We start from the raw sequence: 23,935 nt of genomic DNA, 5'->3' as shown, positions 1-23,935 counted from the left end.
TCGACCATCACACACGTGGAGAAAGAATTCCTGTGAGCTCGACCAATCGCACCGTGGTCGTCACCGGTCTCGGCGCAACCACACCGCTGGGTGGCGATTCCGCATCGACCTGGGAAGGTCTGATCGCGGGACGCTCCGGCGTCAAGCCCCTCGAGGGTGAACGATTCGCCGAACTGCCCGTCCAGATCGCCGCGCCCGCCGCGGTCGACCCGGGTGAGGTTCTGCCCCGTCCGCTGGCCCGCAAGCTGGACCGTTCGGCGCAGTTCGCGCTGATCGCGGCCCGCGAGGCGTGGGCCGACGCCGGCTACACCGCTCCGGCCGGTGAGGACGAGAAGATCGCGCCCGAGCGGCTCGGCTCCGTCATCGCCTCCGGCATCGGCGGTGTCACGACGCTGCTCGACCAGTACGACGTGCTGAAGGAGAAGGGCGTCCGCCGCGTCTCCCCGCACACCGTTCCCATGCTGATGCCGAACGGGCCCTCCGCCAACGTCGGTCTGGAGGTGAACGCCCAGGCGGGCGTGCACACCCCGGTCTCCGCGTGCGCGTCGGGCGCCGAGGCGATCGGCTACGCCGTCGAGATGATCCGTACCGGCCGGGCCGACGTGGTCGTGGCCGGCGGCACGGAGGCGGCGATCCACCCCCTGCCGATCGCGGCCTTCGCCAACATGATGGCGATGTCCAAGAACAACGACGAGCCCACCAAGGCCTCGCGTCCGTACGACACGGCCCGTGACGGCTTCGTGCTCGGCGAGGGCGCGGGCGTCGTGGTCCTGGAGTCCGAGGAGCACGCGAAGGCGCGTGGCGCGCGGATCTACTGCGAGGTGCTGGGCCAGGGCCTGTCGGCCGACAGCCACCACATCGCGCAGCCCGAGCCGACGGGCCGGGGCATCGCGGCCGCGATGCGCAACCTCCTCGACACGACGGACCTCAAGCCGTCCGAGGTCGTCCACCTCAACGCGCACGCCACGTCGACGCCGCAGGGCGACGTCGCCGAGATCAAGGCGCTGCGGAAGGTCCTGGGCGACGACCTGGACCATGTCGCGATCTCCGCGACGAAGTCGATGACGGGTCACCTCCTGGGTGGCGCGGGCGGCATCGAGACCGTCGCGACGGTCCTGGCGCTGCACCACCGGGTCGCCCCGCCGACGATCAACATCGACGACCTGGACGAGAACGTCGACGCGGACATCGTCCGCGACGAGCCGCGCGACCTGCCGCAGGGCACGATCGCCGCGATCAACAACTCGTTCGGCTTCGGCGGCCACAACGTGGTGCTGGCGTTCCGCACGGTCTGACCCGCACTCAGGTGAGAGGCCCACTCCCCGCCCGGGGGTGGGCCTCAGCCATGTCTGCCGGATGGGTCGGTCGGTCAGCGGAACGGCGGCCGTGTCGTGGCCGCCGTGTGCCGGGAGCGGTCGGTCAGACGACCTGGTGGAGCCAGCGGACCGGGGCGCCTTCGCCCGCGTAGCGGAAGGGCTCCAGTTCGTCGTCCCACGGCTTGCCGAGCAGCTTGGCGATCTCCGCCTCCAGCTGCGTCTCGCCCTGCGCCGAGCGGACCAGCGCGGCCCGCAGGCGGTCCTCCGGGATCAGGATGTCGCCGTGCATGCCCGTCACCGCGTGGAAGATGCCCAGTTCGGGGGTGGCGCTGTAGCGCTCGCCCTCGGCGGTGGGGCAGGGTTCCGCGGTGACCTCGAAGCGGAGCATCTGCCAGCCGCGCAGCGCCGAGGCGAGTTTGGAGGCGGTACCGGTCTCGCCCTGCCAGGAGAACTCGGCTCTCCAGGTGCCGGGGGACGCCGGCTGGCGGATCCAGTCGAGCTGGACCCTCGCACCGAGGACACCCGCCACCGCCCATTCGACGTGCGGGCACAGCGCGCGCGGTGCGGAGTGAACGTACAGAACTCCACGTGTCGTCACCGGGACCTCCAGTGTGGGACGAGGTTCGCCTTTCCCAGCGGCCTCAGTAAACAGCATCGGGAGCAAAACTTCGCAAACCCCCGAAAAAGGGACAGCATGTGACGTGATGTAATTTACCGGAGCCGATTGGCAAAGGTGCCTCTGGTTCGACGGGGAAAAGCTACCGTGCCGCGCCGCCCTTGGGGTGACGTACGGTCGGTCCGAGGGCGGGTGAACACCAAGCTTTCACTCGCCAGGACGCCGAACGGACGCCGAAGGAGGGGCCGGGGCATGCGCGGCCGACAACGTTTCCGCACCGCCGTCGCCGCCGCGGCGGCGCTGCTGCTGGGCGCGGGCGCGCTGACCGGCTGCGACACGGCGGCGCCCGAGGCGGCCGCGCCGTCCGTACGGGCGAAGCCGAGGCCCGCCGTTGTCTGGGACCCCTCCCCCTCCTCCGTGGCCGCCGTCGGCGACTCCATCACCCGCGCCTTCGACGCCTGTACGCTCCTGGCCGACTGCCCCCAGGCCTCCTGGGCGACCGGCACGGACGCGGCGGTCAACAGCCTCGCCCTGCGGCTCCTCGGCCCGGAGCGGGTGTCCGCGCACAGCTGGAACCTGGCGCGGACCGGGGCGCGGATGGCGGAGCTGCCGGCACAGATGGAGCAGGCCGCCGCCGCGAAGCCGGAGCTGGTGACGGTGATGATGGGCGCGAACGACGCCTGCCGGGACCGTACGGAACTGATGACCCCGGTCGCGGAGTTCCGCACCTCGTTCGCGGCGGCGCTGGCCGCGCTGCGGGCGGGCGCGCCCAAGGCGCAGGTGTACGTGGCGAGCGTGCCGGACCTGATGCGGCTGTGGTCGACGGGGCGGGTCAGCGCCATGGGCCGGGAGGTCTGGAAGCTGGGGCTCTGCGCCTCCATGCTGGCCGACCCGCAGAATCTGGGCGCGGCGGCCGAGCGGCGCCGGACGCTGGTGCGGGACCGGGTGGTGGCGTACAACACGGTCCTGAGGGAGGAGTGCGCGAAGGACGCGCGCTGCCGGTACGACGGCGGGGCGGTCTTCGCGTTCCGTTTCGGCGGGGCGCAGCTCAGCCCCTGGGACTGGTTCCACCCGAGCAGGGACGGGCAGGCGCGGCTCGCGGAGATCGCGCACCGGCGGGTGACGGCCGTCGAGCCGCCCGCGTAGGGTTCCGGATCATGAGGATCACGGGTGAACCCTTCGGTTCGGTCGACGGTACGGACGTACAGCGCTGGACGCTCGAACGGGGCGCGGTGCGGGTGCGGGTGTTGACGTACGGCGGCATCGTGCAGTCGGTCGCGACACCGGACCGGGACGGCGTGCCGGGTGAGACGGTCCTCGGCTTCCCGGACCTGGGCGGCTATCTGAAGCGCCCGGAGCCGTACTTCGGCGCCCTGGTGGGGCGTTACGCCAACCGGATCGCGGGCGGCACCTTCACCCTCGACGGCCGCACGCACCGGCTGGCCCGCAACGGCGGCCCGCACAGCCTCCACGGCGGCGAGCGCGGCTTCGACAAGCGCGTGTGGGACGCGGAGGAGATCACGGACGGGGTACGGCTGTCCCGGGTGAGCCCGGACGGCGAGGAGGGCTTCCCCGGTCGGCTGGACGTCTCGGTGACGTACCGGCTGACGGCGGACGGGGCGCTGCGGATCGGCTACCGGGCGGGTACAGACGCCCCGACGGTGGTGGCGCTGACGAACCACTCGTACTGGGACCTCGGCGGGGAGCACGAACTGCGGGTCTCGGCCGGGCACTTCACCCCCATGGACGCGACGGGCATCCCGACCGGGGAGATCGCCCCGGTGGCGGGCACCCGGCTGGACTTCCGTACGCCCCGGGCCGTCGGTGCGGGGATCGACGACAACTTCGTGCTCGACGCGGGTGCCGCGGACGCCTGCGAGCTGTACTCGCCGGTGACCGGGCGGGTGGTGAGCGTGCGGACGACCGAGCCGGGGCTCCAGGTGTACGCGGACGCGATGTTCTCCGGGGTCGCGCTGGAGACCCAGCGTTTCCCGGACTCGCCGAACCGGCCGGAGTTTCCCTCCGCGGTGCTGCGTCCGGGCGAGGTGTACGAATCCACCACGTCCTTCCGCTTGGGGACGCGCTGAAGGCCCGGGACGGCTGTCGGGTTCCGCCCCGGGGCCGGTCTGCGCGGTGACGGTCGTCAGACCTCCAGGGTGGCCGTCAGGCGGGTGTCGTCGAGCGCGTGGGCGGCCCTGACCTCGTACGTTCCGGGGACGAACGCCCAGGCGCCCTTCTCCTCGTCCCAGATCTCGAAGGCCCTGCGACGCAGCGGGATCTCGACCTCGACGCTCGCGCCGGCGTCCGCCTCGACGCTCGCGAAACCGGCCAGCCAGCGGGCCGGCCGCTCGACCGGGTCCGCTGCCGGCGCCAAATAGATCTGGACGACCTCCCGGCCGGTGCGGGCGCCGGTGTTGGTGAGCCGGACCGTGGCCCTCTCGGGGGTCGTCTCCAGGGAGTCGTACGACCAGGTGGTGTAGCCGAGGCCGTGGCCGAAGGCGTACGCGGGTACGGCGCCGGTCCTGTCCCAGGCGCGGTAGCCGATGAACAGGCCTTCCTCGTAGGCGAGTTCGCCGTCGGTGGGGGTGGTCTCGGTGACCGGGGCGTCGGCGAGCGCGGCCGGCCAGGTCGTGGGCAGGCGTCCGCCGGGCTCGGCGGCGCCGGTCAGGACGTCGGCGAGCGCGGCGCCGCCCTCCTGGCCGGGGAACCAGCTGAGCAGGACGGCGGCGACGTCCTCGCGCCAGTCCATCTCGACCGGGGAACCGGCGTTGACGACGACGACGGTGTCCGGGTTGGCGGCGGCCACGGCCCGTACGAGATCGTCCTGGCGGCCCGGGAGGGCGAGGTCCGCGCGATCGAAGCCCTCGGACTCGACGCGCTCGGTGGTGGCGACGACCACGACGGCGGTGTCGGCGGCGCGGGCGGCCTCGACGGCTTCGGCGATCAGTTCGTCGGGGTCACGGCGCGGACCGAGGTGGACGAAGGAGAACATGACGGCCGGCAGCGGCGCGGCGAACTCCTTGTCGAGGGAGTGGAGAAGGGAGACACGCACGCTCTCGCCTGCGGTGAGCGCGACCTTGGCGCGTTCGACGGGAGCGCCGAAGAGCGCCTCGAAGGGGTCGGTCTCCGGCCCCATCGCCTGGACGCCGTCGAAGAGGGTCTCGCCCGCGACGGTGAGGGTGAAGGCGCCGAGGCCCCGGGTGCCGAAGGAGTGCTCGCCGCTCTCGCGCGGGGTGAACGTGCCGACGACCTCGACGGAGGCGAGGGCCTCGTGGGTGACGCCGGCCGGGAGGTCGTCGCCGATCCACTGGACCTGGCCGTTGGGCAGGCTGCCGTCACCGAGGATGTTCCCCTCGGCGTCGCGGCAGACCGCGCGCAGGGCGAAGCCCTGGTCGGCGGGGGCGAGTTCGTCGCTGGGGTCGGCGCCGAGGCAGAAGGTCAGGGCGCCGTCGGGCAGGGCGGCGGTGAGACCGTCGAGCGGGGAGACGGTGTGGTCGGGGAAGACCTGGGCGGAGCCGCCGCCGAGGACCCGGGCGTCGCGGGCGGCCGCGCCGGAGAGGGCGACCGTACGGCCGGGGGCGATCGGGAGGGGCGCCCGCCCGTCGCGTATCTCGTTGCGGACCAGGACGAAACCGCGGTGGGCGATCTCGCGGGCCAGCGCGTCGCCGTCGACGGGCGCGGGGGGCTCGGTGACGACCGGCGGGGCTCCGTCGAGGGCGCCGACGCGGGCGGCGAGCCGCAGGACGTTGCGTACCGCCGTGTCGACGGCCGACTCCTCGACCTCGCCGGAGCGGACGGCGGCGGCGAGCGCCTCGCCGTAGACGGTGCGCGGGCCGGGCATGGCGACGTCCAGGCCGCCCTCGATGCCGCCGGTGGTGGAGCGGGCGGCCATCCAGTCGGAGACGTTGAAGCCGTCGAAGCCCCACTCGCCGCGCAGGACCTCGTCGACGAGGTGGTGGTGCTCGGTCATCGTCACGCCGTTGACCTGGTTGTAGGCCGTCATGATGCCCCAGGGGCGGGCGTTGCCGACGATGGCCTCGAAGGGGGCGAGGTACAGCTCGCGCAGCGGGCGCGCGGCGACCTTGTTGTCGACGGTGAAGCGGTCGGTCTCGGCGTCGTTGGCGACGAAGTGCTTGACGGTGGTGCCTACGCCGCCTTCCTGCACGCCCCGGACGTAGCCGGTGCCGATCTCGCCGGTGAGGTACGGGTCCTCGCTGTACGCCTCGAAGTGGCGGCCGCCGAGCGGCGTGCGGTGCAGGTTGACGGTGGGGGCGAGGAGGACGTGGACCCCCTTGCGGCGGGCCTCCTGGGCGAGGAGGCGGCCGGCGCGGCGGGCGAGGGCCGGGTCCCAGGCGGCGGCGAGGGCGGTCGGGGACGGCAGGGCGACGGACGGATCGTCGGCGGTCCAGCGGACGCCGCGGACGCCGATCGGGCCGTCGGACATGACCACGGACCTCAGGCCGATCCCGGGCAGGGCGGGGAGCGACCACATGTCCTGTCCGGCGAGCAGCCGCGTCTTGGTGTCCAGGTCGAGCCGGGCGAGCGCCGCCTCGACGGCTCGCTCCCGGACGGCGTCCCCGCCGGTGTCCGTACCGCCCTCCGCGCTGATCTCCACCACGGCCGTACCTCCTCGTCGAAGTGCTGGGGGCCCATGGTGGCGCTGATACCTGTAGATCGGTAGGTTACGTTATCCCTTCGTTACTTCACGATGACGTACGGTCCTCTGCGACGGGACCTGCGGAAGGGACCACGAAAGGGGCCGGGCGATGGCGCGGGCCAGGAGCGAGGAGCGGCGCGCGGACATCCTGCGGGCGGCACTCGAAGTGATCGCCGAGCGCGGCTACCGCGGCGCCTCGCTGGGCTCGGTCGCCGAGCGGGTCGGCCTGACCCAGCAGGGGCTGCTGCACTACTTCCCGACGAAGGAGGCGCTGCTCGTCGCGGTCCTGGAGGAGCGCGACCGGTGGGACACGAGCGGCGGCCGGGGGCGGGAGGGCTGGCGGCTCGACCTGCTCGACTCCCTCGTGGAGTACAACGCGATGCGCCCGGGGATCGTGCAGACCTTCTCCGCGCTGCTCGGCGAGAGCGTGACCGACGGCCATCCGGCCCGGGAGTTCTTCACCGAGCGGTACGCCCAGGTCCGCGGGGAGATGGCGAAGGTCCTGCGGATGGAGTTCGGCGAGCGGCTGCCGGGCGGCCTCACCCCGGAGCGCGCCGCACCCCTCCTCACGGCGGTGATGGACGGGTTGCAGTACCAGTGGCTGCTGGACCCGGCCGCGGTGGACATGCCGGCGGCGTTCCGGGACTTCCTCGCGCTGCTGCGGGGCGACGGCGAGGCGCGAGGCGAACGGGGGTCCGGGGCCTGAGGCGACCGGGGCGCCTGGGACATATGAGGGCGCCGTAGCGGGAGTCGCGGACGGGACGGGATACTTCGCGGGCCCGTTCCCGGTCCCCAGGAAGGCTCGCCCGTGCCCCGGATACGCACCGCCTCGCTCGGACTCGCCCTGCTCACCACCGCGCTCACCCTCGTCTCACCACCGGCCTCGGCCGACACGGGCGGCGGCACGGGCCGCACCACCGGCACGGTCGAGGAGGCCCGGCTCGACCGCGCCGCGCCCCAGGAGATCCTGCGGCGCAGCGGATTCGACACCGTGGCACCGGAGTTCGCCCGCGCGCTGGCGGGCGCGGACTCCTACCGGGAGGCCGAACGGGCCGTGGCGCACCAAGGCGCCCGCCTGTGGCGGCGCGCGGTCGACCGCGCCCAGGGCCGGGGCCCCGCGCACGGGGACCTCAGCCGGGACGACGACCGGCCGCTGTACTGGGCGCGGCTCGGCATGACCCGCGAACTGCGCTCCTGGCGACCCGAGTTCCCGCTCGACGCCGCCGCTCGCGCGCGGCTGCTCGACCGGCTCGAACGCTCCTCGCGCGGCCAGGACTCGATCCACCACCCGGCGGGCAAGGGCGTCAAGCGGGTGCTGATGACCGGCTTCGACCCGTTCACGCTCGACCGTGACGTACGGATCAGCAATCCGTCCGGGGCGACCGCGCTGGCCCTGGACGGCACCTGGATCCGTACCGCGGACGGCACCCCCGCCCGCGTCGAGACGGCCGTCTTCCCGGTCCGCTGGGCGGACTTCGCCGACGGCACGGTGGAGCGGACGCTGCGCGCACAGCTGCCGCGCGTGGACCTGTTCACCACCGTGAGCCAGGGGCGGGTGGGCCGCTTCGACATCGAGCGGTTCAACGGAGCCTGGCGGGGCGGCTTCCCCGACAACGAGAACGCCTCCCGTACGGAGACGGTCCCGGTGGCGGACCCGGCGACGCAGCCCCAGTGGACGGCGACCACCCTGCCGTACCGGGCGATCGTGGCGGCGGACACCGGGCGCTTCCCCGTGTACGACAACACGGCGGTGACCGAGATCCCGGCCGGATCGACCGTGCCGGTGGCGCGCCCCGACGGGCCGACGGCGGGCTCCACCGCCCGGGCCGGCGGTGGCGGGGACTACCTCTCCAACGAGATCGCCTACCGGGCCACGCTCCTGCGCGACCGCCTCGGACTGACGCGGCTGCCCGGCGGCCATGTCCACACGCCCGTCCTCCGGTTCGGGGCGGGCAACACCGATCCGGCGACGGGCTCGGTCACCGATCCGGAGTTCGTACGGAACCGGCTCGACATCATCGCGCAGGTGCGGGCGGTCATCGGGGTGGCCGCCGCCTCCTCCTGAGAGGGTTCCCCCGGGGCCGGGCGGCGGAGATGATGGGGGAATGATCGTCGCAGCAGCGCAGTTCACCCCGGAACCGGGGGACATCGGTGCCAACGTCCGCACCATGGCGGATCTGATCCGGTCGGCCGGCGCCGAGGGCGCCCGGCTCGTCGTCTTCCCCGAACTGTCCCTCACCGGGTACGAACCGACCCTCGTCCACGGCGATCCGGGCCTCCATCTCGCCGCGGACGACACCCGGCTCGCTCCGCTCCGGGACGCCTGCCGCGCCGTCGCCGCGGCGGCCGTCGTCAACGGGCCGGTACGGACGGCGCACGGCCGGCCCGGCATCACCTCGCTGGTCGTCGGACCGGACGGCGGCCTGCTGACCCGTTACGACAAGCGGCATCTCCACGGCTTCGAGGAGGAGGTCTTCGCCGCCGGCGACCGGGACGGCCGGTTCACCCTCGACGGCGTCCGGTTCGCTCTGGCCACCTGCTACGACAACCGCTTCCCCGAGGTGGCGGAGCGTGCCGCCGCCGACGGCTGCCGGGTCTATCTGGCGAGTTCGGTGCTCACGGTCGACAACGACTCGTTCGAGAAGGTCTATCCGGTGCGCGCGCGGGACTTCGGGCTCCGGGTGGTGCTCGCCAACGTCCTGGGCCGCAACGAGGAGGGCGTGTGCGCGGGCGCGAGCGGCGCCTGGGGGCCGGACGGTGAGCGGATCGCCGACGCGGGGACCGCGGACCCGGGGTACGCCCTCGCCGACGTCTGACCTCGGGGGAACGCATGGGCGGGGGCCCGCCGGCCGCCGCCGGCGGGCCCCCGCTCCCCGTCACTCGTAGGAGAGGTCGGAGGCGGTGTAGCGGCAGGTGACACCGTCGGGACCGGAGCCGATCTGGGTCGGCTCCTTGCCGGTGCTGTTGCCGGTGTAGCGGACGCACGGCTTGATCTTCTTCTTGGCGTCGCCGTGGATACGGACCTGGCGCAGGGCCGCGGTGTCGCCGTAGTTGGCGTTGACGCCGGCGATCGTCCCGCCGGGAGCGGTGACGTCCACGTCGTCGATGACAATCGAGCGCTTGTACTGCTTCTTGCAGTTGCCGCAGGAGCGGACCATCGTGCCGAAGTCCGAGGCCTGGAACCCGGTCACGACCAGCTTGCCCGCGCCGTTGAACTGGAAGACCTTGTCCGAGGCCTTCCGGGCGCCGCCGCCGTACACGGTGTAGACCGCGGAGGCCGAGGTGCCCTTGAACGTGGCGGCGTCCTCGCCGACGTCCTCCCACCAGACGTTCTGCAGGGTGCAGCTGCCCAGGCAGTGGACACCGTCGGCGGCCGGCGAGCCGATGATCACGTTCTTCAGGACGGCACCGTCCTTGAGGACGAAGATCGGCCCCTGGTCCTCGTCCTGGCCGCCGGAGCCGAGTCCACCGGTGCCGTAGAACCGCTTCATTCCGCCGTCGTACGGGCCGGAGACCTCGATGGTGCTCGGGACCGGCTTGCTGTCCTTGGCCTGGGGCCAGGCCGTCGCGGCGCCCGCCGTGGCGAGCATGCCGCTGGTGACGACGGCCGCGCCGGTGACGCCGAGCGCCGCCAGACCGCCGATCAGGGCCCGGCGGCGACCCGTCCGCCGCCTGTGCCGGGTGCGCTCTTCAGCTCGTGGACTCATGCTTTCTTCCTTCAGTGGGGGAGATCGTGCCTCTCCTTGTCGCCACCGGAAGAAGAAAGGTTGCCGCCCGTCCGGGCACCGTTCCCGTCGTCGCCGCGCGCCGGCTCCCCCGTCAGCTCGCGGGCCATCAGCGTGGCCCCGGCGACCGCGCCGGGCATGAGGAGGACGGCGACGAACGGCACCACGAAGGAGACCGCCAACGGGACCCCGAAGCCCAGGGTCATCGTCCGCCGGCCGCGCAACATCCGCAGCCGGTCCTTCAGTTCGACGCCCCGGCGCTGGAGCGCGACGGACGTCAGCTCATGGGCGAGGAAGAAGCCGGACACACAGAAGCCGACGACCGGGACCACCGTCTGGCCGACGACGGGGACGAAGCCGCAGGCGAAGAGGAGCACGCCGTAGAACGCCACCCGGAGCAGCACCTTGAGGCTGTCCCGGGCCGAGATCCACAGCTCCCGCCAGAGCGGCAGACCCGACTCGGGGACATCCCCGCCCTCCGTGCGGTCGACCTGCTCGGAGAGCGACTCGTAGAACGGCTGGCCGACCAGGAGCGTCACGGCGGTGAAGGTCACGACCGCGAGGAAGAGCCCGAAGACGAAGACGAGGGCGGTCAGGAAGCCGCGGAACGCGCCCTGCCAGGGGGAGGTCCAGTCGTCGGCGAACGGGGTCGCCCAGGCCGCCAGGTCGTCGGCGCCGTAGCCGAGGCCGACGAGGGCGCCCGCGTACAGGACGAGGGTGACGAGCCCCGGCAGCAGACCGAACCCGAACCACCGCCCGTGCCGGCCGACCCACTTCTGACCCGCCACCAGATAGCCGAACCCGGCCCCGAAATCGCGCATGCCCTCACCCTATCGGGCGTGCGGTGAAGGCCCTCTTGTTGTCCGGGGCACGACAGGGTAGACCCCTGCGTACTGATCACTCGGCTGATCACCTATGGAGGTTGCGTACGTATGGCGAAACCCGGACCCGTCCTGATCACCGCCGCCTGCACCGCCCTCGGAGCCCTTCTCCTCGGCGCGCTGCCCGCGAACGCCGCACCACCCGGGCCACGGGATCCCCGCCCCGTACGCGAAGGAGCCGGCCGTGACACGGCCGCGCCGCCTCTCCTCGGCCCGCCCGCCGCGCGTGCGGACGGACTTCTCGGGGACGCCTCGCTCACGGACGGCCCCACCGCCGTCCCGGGGGCGTCGCCGCACAAGGACGGCGGGTATCCGCGCCGTACCGTCCTGACCGCCCCGCCCGCCGACCCGGCCGACAAGTCGATCAGACTCGGCCTGGCTCCGTACCACTCCCTCGCCCCGCGCCTCAACGCGCTGCAGAGACTGGGCGACCGGGTGAGCGTCGAGGTCGCCGGGCGCTCGGCCCGGGGGCACGAGCTGTATCTGGTCACCGTCACCGCCCCGGAGTCCGCCGCTCAGGCGCGCGAGCAGGAGCGGATGCGGGAACGGATCGAGAACGCTCCCGCCGCGGCCGCCGAGGACCCGCGCATCAAGGCCGCGTACAAGACGCCGGTCTTCATCAACAACAACATCCACGGCAACGAGTGGGAGGGCACGGACGCGGCCCTGGAACTCGTCGAGGAGCTGGCCCGAGCCACCGACCGCAAGACGGCGGGGCTGCTGGCGACGACCCGCGTCCATCTGAACGTGACCGCCAATCCGGACGGCCGGATCGCCGGCACCCGTGCCAACGGCAACGGCTTCGACCTCAACCGGGACTTCGTCACCGCCTCGCAGCCCGAGACACGCGCGATCCGGCGGATCGCCATCGACCGGCAGCCGGCCGTGATGCTCGATCTGCACGGGTACGTCAACGGCACGCTGATCGAGCCGACGACCCCGCCGCACGGCGAGAACTACGAGTACGACCTCTTTCTGAAGAACTCCTACGCCAACGCGCTCGGCATGGAGAAGGCGGTCAACGCGCTCGGCTACACGGCGGCGAAGGACGGCGTGGAACCGGCGGTCATCCCCTTCCGGGACTGGCCGGAGGGCTGGGACGACTGGCCGCCGATCTTCACCCCGCAGTACATGCCCTTCCAGGGGGCGGTGGCCTCGCACACCATCGAGTTCCCCATGCCGGTGAACAACGCGGCCTACACGTCGCTGCCGGTGGCCGAACTGCGCCGCAGGGCGGCGATCAACGTCGACGTGGCGGGGGCGGCGATGCGCGCCACGCTCGACTGGGCGTACCGCAACCGCGCGTCGGTGATCGCCGACCAGATCGAGACGTTCCGGCGGGGCGCGGCGGGCGAGGCGCAGCGGCCGGTGTCCGAGGAGACGGTGCCGGGCGTGCCCGGGATCGGCCCCGAGGACGTGTACACGACCACCTTCCCGCGGGGATACGTGATCCCGGCGGGCCGGTCGCAGCGGAGCGCGGTGGCGGCCGCCCGGCTCGTCGACCATCTGATCGCCAACGACGTACGGGTCGGGCGGGCGGCCGACGGCTCGTACGTCGTCGATCTGCGCCAGCCCAAGCGCGGGATGGCGAACGTGATCCTGGCCGAGGGCCGGGACATCAGCGCGGACGTGTCGACGATGTACGACATCTCGGGGTGGAGCCTCGGGCTGCTGTGGGGCGCGACGGTGCGGAAGGTCACCGACGGCCCGCTGCCCACCGCCGTGCGCACGGTCCGCTCCGCCGCTCCGACCGGCCGCGTGGCGCCCTTCGGCGATCTGCTGCTGCGGCTCGACGACCCGAGGGAGCTGGCGGCGGTCAACGCGCTGCTGGCGCGGGGCGTGAAGGTGCGCCGGGCGGCGGACGGCTCGGCGGTCGTGCCCGCGTCGGCGCGGGGCGCGGCGCGGGATCTCGCGGACCGCTTCGGGGTGGTGTTCCGGGCGACGAAGGAGCGGGGCACCGCGCCGCTGGAGCGGACGAGGGTCGCGGCCTCGGTGACGGCCGGGGAGCTCTTCGCGCTGCGGGAGATGGGTTTCGAGGTGGTGCCGGTGTCGACGGAGTCGCTGAACGCGGGCTTCGACTGGTCGGCGGCCGACGTCCTGTTCGTGTCGCGGGGGCTGGACCACGGGCGGCTGACCGCGGCGGCGCGCGAGGCGCTGCGGTCGAGCGGCGTGGGGGTGGTGGGCATCGGCTCCGCCGGTGCGGCGTTCAACGCGGCGGCGGGGCTGCTGAAGGCCACGGCCGTGGAGGGCAACGGGGACGCCAACGGTGTGGTGGCGGTCCGCAACGCGGGCGGTGCGATCACCGGCGGCGCGCCGGGGCACACCTTCGTCTACTCCCCGCTGTGGTTCACGGGGCTCGGGGCGGGGGTGCGCGCCGAGCAGTCGTACGGGACGGGCAGCCCGCTCGTCTCGGGCCACTGGCGGGGTTCGGGCGCCGACGGCCGGGGCGGCCCGGCCGAGGCGGCGGGGCAGGCGTCGGTGGTGAGCGGGACGGCGCCCCACGGCGCGCCGGTGGTGCTGTTCGGCACGGAGCCGCTCTTCCGCGATCACCCGAAGGGCGTCTTCGCGCAGGTCGGGCGGGCGCTGCTGACGCGGTAGCGCGGCGCGGGAAGAAGAAGGCCGCACCCCGGTCGGTCGGGGTGCGGCCTCTCCCTAGGGTACGCGCAACTCAGACGGCCAGCTCGACCGTGATGTTGCCGCGCGTGGCCTTGGAGTACGGGCAGACCTGGTGGGCCTTCTCGATCAGGCTCTTCGCGGTCTCGGCGTCGACGTTCGGGATGGTCGCCGAGATCTTGACGATGATGCCGAAGCCGTCGTCGTTCTTGCCGATGCCGACCTCGGCGGTCACCGTCGAGCCGGAGACGTCGGCGTTCTCGTTGCGGGCCACGACGCCCAGCGCGCCCTGGAAGCAGGCGCTGTAGCCGGCGGCGAAGAGCTGCTCGGGGTTGGTGCCGGCGCCGGAGCCGCCCATGGCCTTGGGCGGGTTGACGACGACATCGAGCTGACCGTCGTCGGTGGCGACCCGGCCGTCACGCCCGTTCTCGGCGGTGGCGATGGCCGTGTACAGGACGTCGGACTGCTGTATGGACATCTGAGTCTTCCTTCTGCTGTTTCGCCGCGACTCGCGCCCACGATCGCGACGGCTGAGGAGAGACTAGCCGGTCACCGAAACGATCATCTTCCCGGTGTTGTCTCCGCGGAGCACTCCGAGGAAGGCGTCCACACCGTTCTCGATGCCCTCGGCGAAGGTCTCGCGGTACTTCAGCTCGCCGGAGCGCAGCCAGCCGCCGACCTCCTGGACGAACTGCTCCTGGAGGTCGTAGTGGTCGCCGACGAGGACGCCCTGGAGGCGCAGCCGCTTGCCGATGATCATGGCCATGTTGCGGGGGCCAGGCACCGGCTCGGTGTCGTTGTACTGGGCGATCATGCCGCAGATGGTGGCTCGGCCGTGCACGTTGAGCGAGGAGATCGCGGCCTCGAGGTGGTCGCCTCCGACGTTGTCGAAGTAGACGTCGATGCCGTCGGGCGCGGCCGCGCGGAGCTGGTCCTTCACCGGGCCGTTCTTGTAGTTGAAGGCGGCGTCGAAGCCGTACTCCTCGACCAGGAGCTTGACCTTCTCGTCGGAGCCGGCGGAGCCGATGACCCGGGAGGCGCCCTTGAGCTTCGCCATCTGGCCGACCTGGCTGCCGACGGCGCCGGCCGCGCCGGAGACGAAGACGGCGTCGCCCTCCTTGAAGGAGGCGACCTCGAAGAGACCGGCGTAGGCGGTCAGGCCCGTCATGCCGAGGACGCCGAGGTAGGTGGAGAGGGGCGCCAGGCCGGCGTCGACCTTGGTGGCGTGCCGGGCCTGGACGTCGGCGTACTCGCGCCAGCCGAGGCCGTGCAGGACATGGTCGCCGACGGCGAAGCCCTCGGCGTTGGAGGCGACGACCTCGCCGACCGCGCCGCCGTCCATGGGGTGGTCGAGCTTGAACGGCGGGACGTACGACTTGACGTCGTTCATCCGGCCGCGCATGTACGGGTCGACGGAGAAGTGCAGGTTGCGCACCAGTATCCGGCCCTCGGCGGGTGCGGTGACGGGCGTCTCGCGCAGGGCGAAGTCCGCGGGGGTCGGCCAGCCGTGCGGTCGGGCGACGAGGTGCCACTCACGGCTGGACGCGGGAAGTACGGACATGAGCACGGCCTCCTGGGAAACGTTCACAACGAATGCTTCACGCTGCGGATACTTAATGACGTGAAACAACCATGCTCCTGGATATTTCATGTTGTCAAGTATCTGGGTACGATGAGGTCCATGGCCACCCCACGGACAGATCCCCTGACGCGCGAAGTCGTCGAGCTGATCGGCAGCGTCGTCGCGCGGTACTACGAGGAGTACGAGCAGGTGGCCGGGCAGCACTCGCTGACCGGCGCACAGGCCCGGGTCCTCGGACTGCTCTCGCTGGAACCGGTGCCGATGCGCAAGATCGCCCAGAAGCTCAGGTGCGAGCCGTCCAACGTCACCGGGATCGTCGACCGGCTCGAATCACGCGGCCTGGTGGAGCGGCGTCCCGACCCCGCCGACCGGCGGGTCAAGCTGGCCGCACCCACGCCGGAGGGGCTGGAGACCGCCCGTCGGCTGAGGGAGTCCCTCGACTTCGCCCGCGAGCCGCTCGGGCAGCTGACGGTGGTCGAGCGCACGCTGCTGCGGGACCTGCTCAAGCGGATGCTGGGCGAGGACGCGGGGTAGGGAGCGTCCGCCCGCCTACCGGCACCAGCCGCCTACCAGCACCAGAAGAGGACGCAGGTCGTCTTGACGGGGGCGGGCGTCGGGGACGGGGGTGGTGTCGTCGGCCCGTCGCCGGGGCGGCCCGTGGCCGTCGGAGCGGGCGGCGAGGAGCTGTCCCCCGGGGTGGGCTCACCGGCCGAGGGCGAGTCCGACGCGGACGGCGAGTCGGACGGCGAAGCTTCGCCCGGCGGACCGGTGGCGCCGCCGTCCGAGCCCTCCGAGCCCTCCGAGCCGCCCTCGCCGACCGAACCCCCGGAGCCCGGACCGCCGGCCGGCCCGTCCGAGGGCGCGCCGGAGACGGGCGCACGCGAGCCCGCCGGGGAGACGGAGGCCGGACTGTCGACCGGGCTCGGCCCGTCGGACGGCCCGTTGCTCAGCGAGGGCACCGGAGGCAGCGACGTCTCGACGGCGTCCTCCTCCTCCACCGCGGTGGCGACCCCGCCCTGCTCGGGCTCCAGGGCCAGCTTCGCCATGCTCAGCGTTCCGACCGCGAGCACGATCCCGAGGGTGCCCACCAGGACGTTGCGGCCCTTGCGACTCCGCCCGCGCCGTCCCTTGCGCGCGGCCGCCCGCCCGGCCGCGGCGGGCCCGGCGGCGCCCCGGCGCGCGGCACGACGGCCCGCCGAGGGCGCGCGCGGAGGCTCGACGACGTCCAGTTCGTAGACGTGCTCGGCCTCGGCCGCGTACTCGGTGGCACGAGGGGCTTCGTACCGCAGCTCCTCGACGGGGGTTCCGCACCCCGCACAGGCGAGGGCGCCGTTGAGATGCCGTCGGCACTGTTGGCAGTAGTCCATGGCGCCCGCAGGCTACGTGCCCCGTGGACAACACAGGTAGCCGTGAACGTGAGGATCCTGTGAGGGAATCCCGATTCACCGGCGCGCCGTCACCAATCTCCCGCTTCGGGCAGGATGGACACATGGAGTCACCATCGAGCGGATCGGGCGGACCACCCGAATCGGTCGAACCCTCCCGATCCACCCACTCCGCCGGAGCGCCGGGACGCACCGAACCGACCGGTTCCACCCACTCCGCCGGAGTCCCGGGACGCACCGAACCCACCCACTCCACCGGAGCGCCGGGCCCCGCCCAGTCCACACGCTCCACCCCCTCGGCCGCGCCTTTCGGACCGCGCGAGTTCCAGCTCGTCCTGCTGCGCCGGATGGCCGACCACCAGCCGGACCTGGTCGAGGACGCCCGGCGCGCCCTGGGCGCCTCCCGCACGGAGATGCGGGAGGCCAACCGGCGGTGGCAGGCGTGGAGCCGCGCCCGGCGCGGACCGGGTGAACTCCAGCGGTACCGTTCGGCGCTCGGCGAGCCCGAGTCCCGTCATGTCGTCGAGGCGTACTCCGCCGAGATCCTGCGCTGGCCCCTGCCGCTCTGGCCCGACCTGCGCTGGGAGGTCGCGGTCGGCCCGGTCGGCCGCCGCACGCCCACCCAGGTCTGGGGCTGCGGCCTGGTCCGCGCACCGGGCGCGCCCGCCCCGGAGCCGCGCTCGGAGGCCGATCTGCGGCCGTGGAGCTGCACGCTCGCCGAGGTCGCGAACACCTTCCCGCCGGCCCGCCCCCGCGAGGGCAGCGCGCCCACCCGCCTCCAGCTCGACTTCACCCTCCCCGACGGCACCGGGCGTACGGCCGAGTTCACCTGGGGCCTGTTCCAGCGACTCCTCTGACCTGGTGCCGGCCGCGGGCGCACCCCCGGGCGGCTCAGCCCAGCGCGCGCCGCGCCCGCCGGAAACGCACGATGCGAACAGAACGCCGAAGCACGATCGCGTACCACCTCGCTCCGTGCCAGCACCGCACTCCGGAGGATCCGCCGTGACCGTCAGTCTTGAGCAGCTGCGCCGCTGCCATGTCGCCGTCGACCTGGGCGCCGCCCGCACCCGGGTCTTCGTCAAAGGCGCCGGACTCGTCGTCGACGAGCCCAGTGTCGCCGCCGTGAACACCCGCACCGGCGCGCTGATCGCCGTCGGCGCGCTGGCCGAGAAGATGACCGGCCGCACCCCGGACTACATCCGGGTCACCCGGCCCGTCTCCGGCGGCACCGTCGTCGACATCGAGATGGCCCAGCGGATGCTCCGCCACCTCCTCGGCGAGAAGCTCCGCCGCCAGCTGCGCCGCAAGCCGCGGCTGCGCGCCGCCGCCTGCACCCCGCACGACAGCGACCCGCTCGCCCAGCGCGCCGCCGTCGAGACCCTGGTCGGCCTGGGAGCGCGCCGGGTGGAGCTGGTCGACACCCTGATCGCGGCGGCCGTGGGCTGCGGACTTCCCGTAGAGCAGCCGACCGCCACCATGATCATGGTGTGCGGGGCGGCCACCACCCAGGTCGCGGTGTTGTCGCTGGGTTCGATCGTCACCGCCCAGCGCATCCCGGTCGGCGGCGACGCGATCGACCACGCCGTCATCCAGCACCTGCGCCACCAGCACGAGCTGATGCTGCCCAGCCAGTCGGTCCGGCCGCTGCAGCTGGCCCTCAGCGGCAACGGCCTGACCCTCCAGGGCCCGGCCTCCACCGAGATCCACGGCCGCGACGTCGCGACCGGCCTCGCCAGATCGGTGACCGTCGACACCGCGGCCGTACGGGAGGCCATCCACACCCCCCTGACGGCCGTCCTCGACGGCATCGGCAAGATCCTGCGCGAGTGCCCGCCCGACCTGGTGGCCGACCTCGCCGAGCGCGGCATCATGATGGTCGGCGGCAGCGCGCTGCTGCCGGGCCTCGACCAGATGCTCCGCGAGGCGACCGGGATGCCGGTGCACATCGCCGAACGGCCGGACGTGTGCGCGATCCTCGGGCTCGGCGCGATGCTGGAGGGCAAGATCCAGCCGATGGTCCTCGACCCGCTGGACCCGCTGGCGGACGCGCGGTGACCGCACGGACGTTCCGATTTCTTCCGCTTGTACGACAATGAGCCCATGTCGATCAAAGACGCGGACGGCCCGGCTCCCCGGCTGACGACTCTGCTCGAAGCGGTCCTCAGCGTCGGCACCGATCTCGAACTGCGGGCCACGCTCCAGCACATCGTGGACTCCGCGGCCGAGCTGACCGGGGCCCGCTACGGTGCGCTCGGGGTCGTCGACCCCGAGCGCCGCCGCGTCACCGAGCTGTTCACGGCCGGGATGACGGAGGCGGAACGGCAGCGGATCGGCCGCCTCCCCGACGGGCGCGCCGGGGTCATCGGGGCCCTGATCCAGGACCCCCAGCCGCTGCGGCTCGACGATCTGACGACCGATCCACGCTCCTGCGGGGTCCCGGCGGGGCACCCCGCGATGCACTCCTTCCTCGGCGTCCCGATCCGCGTGCACACCGAGGTGTTCGGCAATCTCTACCTGGCCGAGAAGCGGGGCGGGCCGTTCAGCGAGGAGGACCTGGCCCTGCTGCGGGTCCTCGCCTCCCAGGCCGGGATCGCGATCGGCAACGCCCGGCTCCACGAGACCGCCCGGCAGCGCGAACGCTGGATCGAGGGCGCGGCGGCGGTGACGACGGCCCTGCTCACCGGTGAGCCGGCCGAGGACGCGCTGATGACCGTCGCCGAGCGGGCGCGGCTGCTCGCGGACGCCTCGGCCGGGGTCGTCCTGCAGCCCACAGCCGAGGGCGGGATGGAGATCGTGGCCGCCTCGACGGTCGACGACCCCGGGGACCTGATCGGTACGACGATCACACCCGGATCCCCCGTGCTCACACAACTGCTCGGCGGCGAGCCGGTGTTCGTCGAGGACTCGGCGACCGATCCGCGGATGACGACGCATGTACGGTCGCGCTTCGGGCCCTCGATGATGCTGCCGCTCCAGAGCGGCGGACGGCTCATCGGCACCCTCGCCCTGCCCCGGCGGCGCGGTGACCCCCCGTACTCGGCGGTGGACCGGCTGCTCGCCTCGCAGTTCGCCTCCCAGGCCGCGCTGGCGCTGGTCCTGGCGGACGCGCAGCACGACCGGGAACAGCTCGCGGTGTACGAGGACCGCGACCGGATCGCACGCGATCTGCACGACCTGGTCGTCCAACGGCTCTTCGCGACGGAGATGATGCTGGAGTCGACCCGGCGGCGGGCGGCGGAGTCCTCCGAGGATGCGCTCCTCGGCCGGGCGGTGGACGAACTCGACTCCACGATCCAGGAGGTGCGGACCACCATCTTCGCCCTCCAGCAGCCACCGGCGGACGTGCCGGCCTCCTTCCGGGGCCGGGTGCTGCGCGAGACGGGCGGCGCGGCGGCCCTCCTGGGTTTCCAGCCCTCGGTCCACTTCTCCGGCGCCGTCGACACCCTCATCGAGCCGGAGGAGGCCGACCGGCTCCTCGCCGCCCTGCGCGGCGCGCTGGCGGCGGCCCACCGGCGGCCGGGCGTCACCGCCGTCACGGTCGAGGTGGCGGTGACGCCGGCCGGTCCGCGTCTGACGGTGACGGACGACGCACGGACCCCGACGACGGTGAACTGGCCCTGATCCCCCTGCACCTGCCCGCGCGCACACCCCCGTACGGCCCAGTCCGACGGGCCCGACCGGACGGTGCGGAGGCCGGTACGCGAGCGCGGCGACCGCGGCGAGCGACCGGCCGAGGTGAGCAAGGTCGCAGCGCCCCGTGCCCGAGGCGCGGGCAGAATGCTTTCGGCATCCCTCGACGCGAGGAGAACGACCGATGAGCGCGCTCTTCCCGGCCCTCGCGGCCGGCCCGGCCGGCTCGCCCGGCCCGGCTGCTTCGGCTGGTCCGGTTCCTTCGGCCGGTCCGGTTCCTTCGGCCGGTCCGGTTCCTTCGGTCGGTGGTGACCGGACCGCGCTGTGGTGCGGCGCCGACTCGCTGACGTACGGCGAACTGGCCGCGGCCGCGGGCGCGCTGGCTCCCCGGCTGAAGGACGCGGGCCGGGTGGCCGTCTGGGCGACGCCCACGGCGCGGACGGCGGTCGCGGTCGTGGCGGCGCTCCTCGCCGGGGTTCCGGCGGTCCCGGTCAATCCGCGCACCGGCGAGCGGGAGCTGGCGCACATCGTCGGTGACAGCGCGCCCGGCCTGGTCCTCGCCGGCGCGGAGGACGATCTGCCCCCGGGGCTCGCGGACCTGGAGCGGATCGACGTGGACGTGCGGGCGCGGGGCCCCTTGGCGGTGGAGCCGGAGTCGGCCGAGTCCGCCGCCCTGATCGTCTACACCTCCGGCACCACCGGGCCGCCCAAGGGCGTGGTGCTCTCCCGCCGCGCGATCGCCGCCTCGCTCGACGCCCTGGAGGAGGCCTGGGCGTGGACCGCGGACGACGTACTCGTCCACGCGCTGCCGCTGTTCCACGTCCACGGCCTGATCCTGGGCGTTCTCGGCCCGCTGCGCCGCGGCGGGACGGTACGGCATCTGGGCACGTTCTCGGTGCGGGGCGTGGCCGAGGCGCTCGGGGAGGGCGGCGGCACGATGCTGTTCGGTGTGCCGACGATGTACCACCGGCTGGCGGAGGCGCTGGACGAGGACCCGGCGCTGGTACGGGCGTTGCGCGGGGCGCGGCTGCTGGTCTCCGGCTCGGCGGCGCTGCCCGTCCGCGACCACGAGCGGATCGCGGCGGCGACGGGCCGTCAGGTCGTCGAGCGGTACGGGATGACCGAGACGCTCATGCTGACGAGCGTCCGCGTCGGCGCCGGTCCGTGCCCCGGGTCGGTGGGGTCGCCGCTGCGGGGCGTGGAGCTGCGGCTCGTGGAGGAGGACGGGACGGAGATCGGGAGAAAGGACGGGGAAGCCGTCGGCGAGATACAGGTCCGGGGCCCGAACCTCTTCACGGAGTACCTGAACCGGCCGGAAGCCACGGCCGCCGCCTTCGACGGGGACTGGTTCCGTACGGGCGACATGGCGGTCCGGGATCCCGACGGGTCCGTGCGGATCGTGGGCCGCAAGGCGACCGATCTGATCAAGAGCGGCGGTTACAAGATCGGCGCGGGAGAGATCGAGAACGCGCTCCTCGACCACCCGGCGGTGCGGGAGGCGGCGGTGACCGGCGAGCCGGACCCGGACCTGGGCGAGCGGATCGTGGCCTGGGTGGTCCCGGCGGACGGGGAGCGCCCCCCGGCCGCCGAGGAGCTCGCCGGCCATGTGGCGGCCCTCCTCGCCCCGCACAAACGCCCCCGGGCGGTGCGCTTCCTTCCCGCCCTGCCGCGCAACGACATGGGCAAGGTCCTGAAGAAGGCGCTCCCGGGGACCGACCGTGGCTGAGCCGACGGGGGCAGCGGGGCGGCTCTCGGCCCGGCAGGCGATCGCGCTCGTCACGGACGACTTCGCGGACGGCTTGGGTGCCGACGTAGGGGCGGGTGTCGGGCCCAACGTCGGGGCCAACATCAGGGACGACATCAGGGACGACATCGGGGACGCGCCGCCGGATGGCGCGCCGGATGGCGCCGAGGGGCCGCCGGAACCGGACGGCCCTCTCGCCTGGGCCGGTTACGGCGCCGCACGCGCGCGTGCCCGCGAACTGACCGGGGAGGACGAGTCCGTCGTCCACGGCACGGCGACGATCGGCGGCCGCTCCTGTGTCCTGGTGGCGTTCGAGTTCGGCTTCCTGGGCGGCTCGCTGGGCCTGGCGGCCGGGGACCGGCTGGTCGCCGCCTACCGCACGGCCCGGGAGCGGCGGATCCCGCTGGTCTCGCTCGTGGCGACGGGCGGCAGCCGGATGCAGGAGGGCATGGTCGCCCTGACCCAGCTCCAGCGCGTGGCCGCCGAGACGGTACGTCTGAGGGAGTCCGGGGTCCCCCATGTCGCGGTCCTCCGCGACCCCGCGACGGGCGGCGGCTGGGCCACCGTCGGCGCCGGAGCGGACGTCGTCCTCGCCCTCCCCACCGCACAGGTCGCCTTCGCGGGCTCCCGGGTCCGCCCCCGGGACGCCGACCCGGCGGCCTACACGGCAGAGGACCAGGCGGCCCACGGCCATGTGGACGCGATCGTCCCCCCGGAGGAGCTGAGGGGCACGCTCACCCGCTGGCTCCGCCTCCTGGCGGGCGGCCACGATCCGGACGCGGCGGACCCGCCCGCCCCCGCTCCCCCGCCTCTGGCTCTCGCCGACGCGGTGCCGCCCGGCACCGGGTGGGAGGCGGTCGCTCGGGCGCGGGACCCGGAACGGCCCCGGGCCGGGGCGTATCTCGACACGTACTTCGACGAGCGGGCGGCGATCCGCGGCGACCGCGCCGGCGGGGTGGACCCGGCCGTGGAGTGCGGGTTCGGGCTCCACGGTGGCCGGGTCGTCGCCTACGCCGCGCAGGACGGTACGGCGACCAGGCCCGCCGGTTTCCGGACCGTGGCCCGGCTCGTCCGGCTCGCGGCCCGGCTCGGGATCCCCGTGCTGACCCTGATCGACACGCCCGGCGCCGCCAACGACGCCGAGGCCGAGCGGGCCGGGGCGGGCCCCGCCATCGCGGAGGCGTTCGCCGCGATCGCCGAGGCCCGCACCCCCGTCACCTCGCTCCTCATCGGCGAGGGCGGTTCCGGTGGCGCTCTCGCCCTGGCCGCCCCCGGCAACACCTGGGCCACGCCCAGCGGCTACTTCTCGGTGATCGCGCCCGAACTCGCCGCCGCCATCCTCAAACGCGACGCCACCCACGTCCCGGCGACCGCCGACCAGTTGCGGCTGCGCCCTCAGGACCTGGTGGAGCTGGAGATCGTCCGGGGGATCGTCGGACGCCGGGAAGCCCCCTCGATGTGAGGGGGCTTCCCGGCCGTGCGGTGAGGACGCTCAGCCCTCGTCGCCCTCGCACTCGCTGAAGTCGCCGCAGATGACGATCGTGTGCTCCACACCCACGATGGTGACGTCACTGCCGCCGAAGTCGGGGTCGTCGTAGGCGAGGGCCGTCCCGGAACCGGCGAACACGGCCGCGGCGGCGAGGGCGAACGTAGCGATGGTCTTACGCATGGAAACCTCCTGACGAGCGGGGTTGCTCACTCGGAGCCTCGCCGGGGCACAACTCGCCCGCAAACGCTGGCGGCTGATAGGGGCACAGGATGGTCCGTACGAGGGGTGGCGTCCCGG

At 73.4% G+C, this 23,935-nt stretch carries 21 protein-coding genes; 13 read left to right on the top strand and 8 right to left on the bottom strand.

What is annotated here, in order from left to right; all coding sequences use genetic code 11:
- Positions 1-32: 32 nt before the first annotated feature.
- Entirely contained in the window at positions 33-1,295 is a 1,263-nt protein-coding gene (fabF, locus tag ACWDX6_RS01005; protein WP_451482819.1) for a beta-ketoacyl-ACP synthase II, read from the top strand.
- A 124-nt stretch (positions 1,296-1,419) separates the two neighbouring features.
- On the opposite strand, the gene ACWDX6_RS01000 is transcribed toward fabF, so the two are convergent.
- On the bottom strand, positions 1,420-1,914 hold the full coding sequence (locus ACWDX6_RS01000; RefSeq protein ID WP_451482818.1) for a DUF3145 domain-containing protein: 495 nt from the start codon (positions 1,912-1,914) through the stop codon (positions 1,420-1,422).
- 270 nt (positions 1,915-2,184) lie between these two features.
- Here ACWDX6_RS01000 and ACWDX6_RS00995 point away from each other — a divergent pair, with 270 nt between their 5' ends.
- Together ACWDX6_RS00995 and ACWDX6_RS00990 are read left to right on the top strand one after the other, a co-directional pair.
- A complete protein-coding gene (locus tag ACWDX6_RS00995; RefSeq protein WP_451482817.1) occupies positions 2,185-3,078 on the top strand; it encodes an SGNH/GDSL hydrolase family protein in 894 nt (297 codons plus the stop codon).
- A gap of 11 nt (positions 3,079-3,089) precedes the next feature.
- Positions 3,090-4,019, top strand: coding sequence for an aldose epimerase family protein (locus ACWDX6_RS00990; protein WP_451482816.1), 930 nt, complete (start codon positions 3,090-3,092; stop codon positions 4,017-4,019).
- Positions 4,020-4,075: 56 nt separating this feature from the next.
- On the opposite strand, the gene ACWDX6_RS00985 is transcribed toward ACWDX6_RS00990, so the two are convergent.
- Entirely contained in the window at positions 4,076-6,541 is a 2,466-nt protein-coding gene (locus ACWDX6_RS00985) for a beta-glucosidase (RefSeq protein ID WP_451482940.1), read from the bottom strand.
- 157 nt (positions 6,542-6,698) lie between these two features.
- Between ACWDX6_RS00985 and ACWDX6_RS00980 the strand changes: the two genes are divergently transcribed.
- The 3 genes from ACWDX6_RS00980 (at position 6,699) to ACWDX6_RS00970 (ending at position 9,405) form a co-directional block, all read left to right on the top strand.
- A complete protein-coding gene (locus ACWDX6_RS00980) occupies positions 6,699-7,295 on the top strand; it encodes a TetR/AcrR family transcriptional regulator (protein WP_451482815.1) in 597 nt (198 codons plus the stop codon).
- A gap of 102 nt (positions 7,296-7,397) precedes the next feature.
- Entirely contained in the window at positions 7,398-8,654 is a 1,257-nt protein-coding gene (locus tag ACWDX6_RS00975; protein WP_451482814.1) for a pyroglutamyl peptidase, read from the top strand.
- Positions 8,655-8,694: 40 nt separating this feature from the next.
- The gene (locus ACWDX6_RS00970) at positions 8,695-9,405 is read left to right on the top strand and encodes a carbon-nitrogen hydrolase family protein (RefSeq protein ID WP_451482813.1); all 711 of its coding nucleotides are present in this window, start codon (positions 8,695-8,697) and stop codon (positions 9,403-9,405) included.
- Positions 9,406-9,465: 60 nt separating this feature from the next.
- Here the strand turns inward: ACWDX6_RS00970 and ACWDX6_RS00965 are convergent, their stop codons facing one another.
- Positions 9,466-10,296 (bottom strand): pectate lyase, encoded by an 831-nt coding sequence (locus tag ACWDX6_RS00965; RefSeq protein WP_451482812.1) that lies wholly within the window; start codon positions 10,294-10,296, stop codon positions 9,466-9,468.
- Positions 10,297-10,307: 11 nt separating this feature from the next.
- Positions 10,308-11,135, bottom strand: coding sequence for an EI24 domain-containing protein (locus ACWDX6_RS00960; RefSeq protein ID WP_451482811.1), 828 nt, complete (start codon positions 11,133-11,135; stop codon positions 10,308-10,310).
- A 111-nt stretch (positions 11,136-11,246) separates the two neighbouring features.
- Between ACWDX6_RS00960 and ACWDX6_RS00955 the strand changes: the two genes are divergently transcribed.
- Positions 11,247-13,793, top strand: a complete 2,547-nt coding sequence (locus ACWDX6_RS00955) for a M14 family zinc carboxypeptidase (RefSeq protein ID WP_451482810.1) — start codon at positions 11,247-11,249, stop codon at positions 13,791-13,793.
- A gap of 70 nt (positions 13,794-13,863) precedes the next feature.
- Here the strand turns inward: ACWDX6_RS00955 and ACWDX6_RS00950 are convergent, their stop codons facing one another.
- Together ACWDX6_RS00950 and ACWDX6_RS00945 are read right to left on the bottom strand one after the other, a co-directional pair.
- Positions 13,864-14,286, bottom strand: a complete 423-nt coding sequence (locus tag ACWDX6_RS00950; RefSeq protein ID WP_451482809.1) for an organic hydroperoxide resistance protein — start codon at positions 14,284-14,286, stop codon at positions 13,864-13,866.
- Positions 14,287-14,349: 63 nt separating this feature from the next.
- Entirely contained in the window at positions 14,350-15,369 is a 1,020-nt protein-coding gene (locus ACWDX6_RS00945) for an NADP-dependent oxidoreductase (protein WP_451482808.1), read from the bottom strand.
- Between the two features lie 120 nt (positions 15,370-15,489).
- Here ACWDX6_RS00945 and ACWDX6_RS00940 point away from each other — a divergent pair, with 120 nt between their 5' ends.
- Positions 15,490-15,924 carry a MarR family winged helix-turn-helix transcriptional regulator gene (locus ACWDX6_RS00940; RefSeq protein WP_451482807.1) on the top strand — a complete coding sequence of 145 codons (435 nt, stop codon included), beginning with the start codon at positions 15,490-15,492 and terminating at the stop codon, positions 15,922-15,924.
- Positions 15,925-15,956: 32 nt separating this feature from the next.
- Here ACWDX6_RS00940 and ACWDX6_RS00935 read toward each other — a convergent pair whose 3' ends face one another.
- Positions 15,957-16,757, bottom strand: coding sequence for an SCO2400 family protein (locus ACWDX6_RS00935; RefSeq protein WP_451482806.1), 801 nt, complete (start codon positions 16,755-16,757; stop codon positions 15,957-15,959).
- Positions 16,758-17,122: 365 nt separating this feature from the next.
- Here ACWDX6_RS00935 and ACWDX6_RS00930 point away from each other — a divergent pair, with 365 nt between their 5' ends.
- From ACWDX6_RS00930 to ACWDX6_RS00910, 5 genes are all read left to right on the top strand, one after another.
- Entirely contained in the window at positions 17,123-17,632 is a 510-nt protein-coding gene (locus ACWDX6_RS00930; RefSeq protein WP_451482939.1) for a hypothetical protein, read from the top strand.
- A gap of 145 nt (positions 17,633-17,777) precedes the next feature.
- Complete coding sequence (gene mreB, locus ACWDX6_RS00925; RefSeq protein WP_451482805.1) at positions 17,778-18,830, top strand: rod shape-determining protein MreB; 1,053 nt, start codon at positions 17,778-17,780, stop codon at positions 18,828-18,830.
- A gap of 45 nt (positions 18,831-18,875) precedes the next feature.
- Positions 18,876-20,396: a GAF domain-containing protein gene (locus ACWDX6_RS00920; RefSeq protein ID WP_451482804.1), complete on the top strand. Its 1,521-nt coding sequence runs from the start codon at positions 18,876-18,878 to the stop codon at positions 20,394-20,396.
- A 193-nt stretch (positions 20,397-20,589) separates the two neighbouring features.
- Positions 20,590-22,131: an acyl-CoA synthetase gene (locus ACWDX6_RS00915; RefSeq protein ID WP_451482803.1), complete on the top strand. Its 1,542-nt coding sequence runs from the start codon at positions 20,590-20,592 to the stop codon at positions 22,129-22,131.
- Entirely contained in the window at positions 22,124-23,611 is a 1,488-nt protein-coding gene (locus ACWDX6_RS00910; protein WP_451482802.1) for a carboxyl transferase domain-containing protein, read from the top strand. Before ACWDX6_RS00915 ends, ACWDX6_RS00910 begins: the two co-directional genes overlap by 8 nt.
- Positions 23,612-23,641: 30 nt before the next feature.
- Here the strand turns inward: ACWDX6_RS00910 and ACWDX6_RS00905 are convergent, their stop codons facing one another.
- Positions 23,642-23,818: a hypothetical protein gene (locus ACWDX6_RS00905; protein WP_451482801.1), complete on the bottom strand. Its 177-nt coding sequence runs from the start codon at positions 23,816-23,818 to the stop codon at positions 23,642-23,644.
- Between the last annotated feature and the right edge of the window lie 117 nt (positions 23,819-23,935).

The organism is Streptomyces sp. NPDC003027 (assembly GCF_053591435.1).
The sequence above is the reverse complement of the archived record's forward strand: the minus strand, read 5'-3'. Positions and strand labels throughout refer to the sequence as shown.

Bases quoted from the DNA above. Each gene is read 5' to 3' on its own strand.
- ACWDX6_RS00990 (WP_451482816.1), top strand. From the start codon at position 3,090: ATGAGGATCACGGGTGAACCCTTCGGTTCGGTCGACGGTACGGACGTA.
- ACWDX6_RS00965 (WP_451482812.1), bottom strand. From the start codon at position 10,296: ATGAGTCCACGAGCTGAAGAGCGCACCCGGCACAGGCGGCGGACGGGT.
- ACWDX6_RS00960 (WP_451482811.1), bottom strand. From the start codon at position 11,135: ATGCGCGATTTCGGGGCCGGGTTCGGCTATCTGGTGGCGGGTCAGAAG.
- ACWDX6_RS00980 (WP_451482815.1), top strand. From the start codon at position 6,699: ATGGCGCGGGCCAGGAGCGAGGAGCGGCGCGCGGACATCCTGCGGGCG.
- ACWDX6_RS00905 (WP_451482801.1), bottom strand. From the start codon at position 23,818: ATGCGTAAGACCATCGCTACGTTCGCCCTCGCCGCCGCGGCCGTGTTC.
- ACWDX6_RS00995 (WP_451482817.1), top strand. From the start codon at position 2,185: ATGCGCGGCCGACAACGTTTCCGCACCGCCGTCGCCGCCGCGGCGGCG.
- ACWDX6_RS00920 (WP_451482804.1), top strand. From the start codon at position 18,876: ATGTCGATCAAAGACGCGGACGGCCCGGCTCCCCGGCTGACGACTCTG.
- ACWDX6_RS00970 (WP_451482813.1), top strand. From the start codon at position 8,695: ATGATCGTCGCAGCAGCGCAGTTCACCCCGGAACCGGGGGACATCGGT.
- ACWDX6_RS00950 (WP_451482809.1), bottom strand. From the start codon at position 14,286: ATGTCCATACAGCAGTCCGACGTCCTGTACACGGCCATCGCCACCGCC.
- ACWDX6_RS00955 (WP_451482810.1), top strand. From the start codon at position 11,247: ATGGCGAAACCCGGACCCGTCCTGATCACCGCCGCCTGCACCGCCCTC.
- ACWDX6_RS00935 (WP_451482806.1), bottom strand. From the start codon at position 16,757: ATGGACTACTGCCAACAGTGCCGACGGCATCTCAACGGCGCCCTCGCC.
- ACWDX6_RS00915 (WP_451482803.1), top strand. From the start codon at position 20,590: ATGAGCGCGCTCTTCCCGGCCCTCGCGGCCGGCCCGGCCGGCTCGCCC.
- ACWDX6_RS00940 (WP_451482807.1), top strand. From the start codon at position 15,490: ATGGCCACCCCACGGACAGATCCCCTGACGCGCGAAGTCGTCGAGCTG.
- ACWDX6_RS00930 (WP_451482939.1), top strand. From the start codon at position 17,123: ATGGCCGACCACCAGCCGGACCTGGTCGAGGACGCCCGGCGCGCCCTG.
- ACWDX6_RS00945 (WP_451482808.1), bottom strand. From the start codon at position 15,369: ATGTCCGTACTTCCCGCGTCCAGCCGTGAGTGGCACCTCGTCGCCCGA.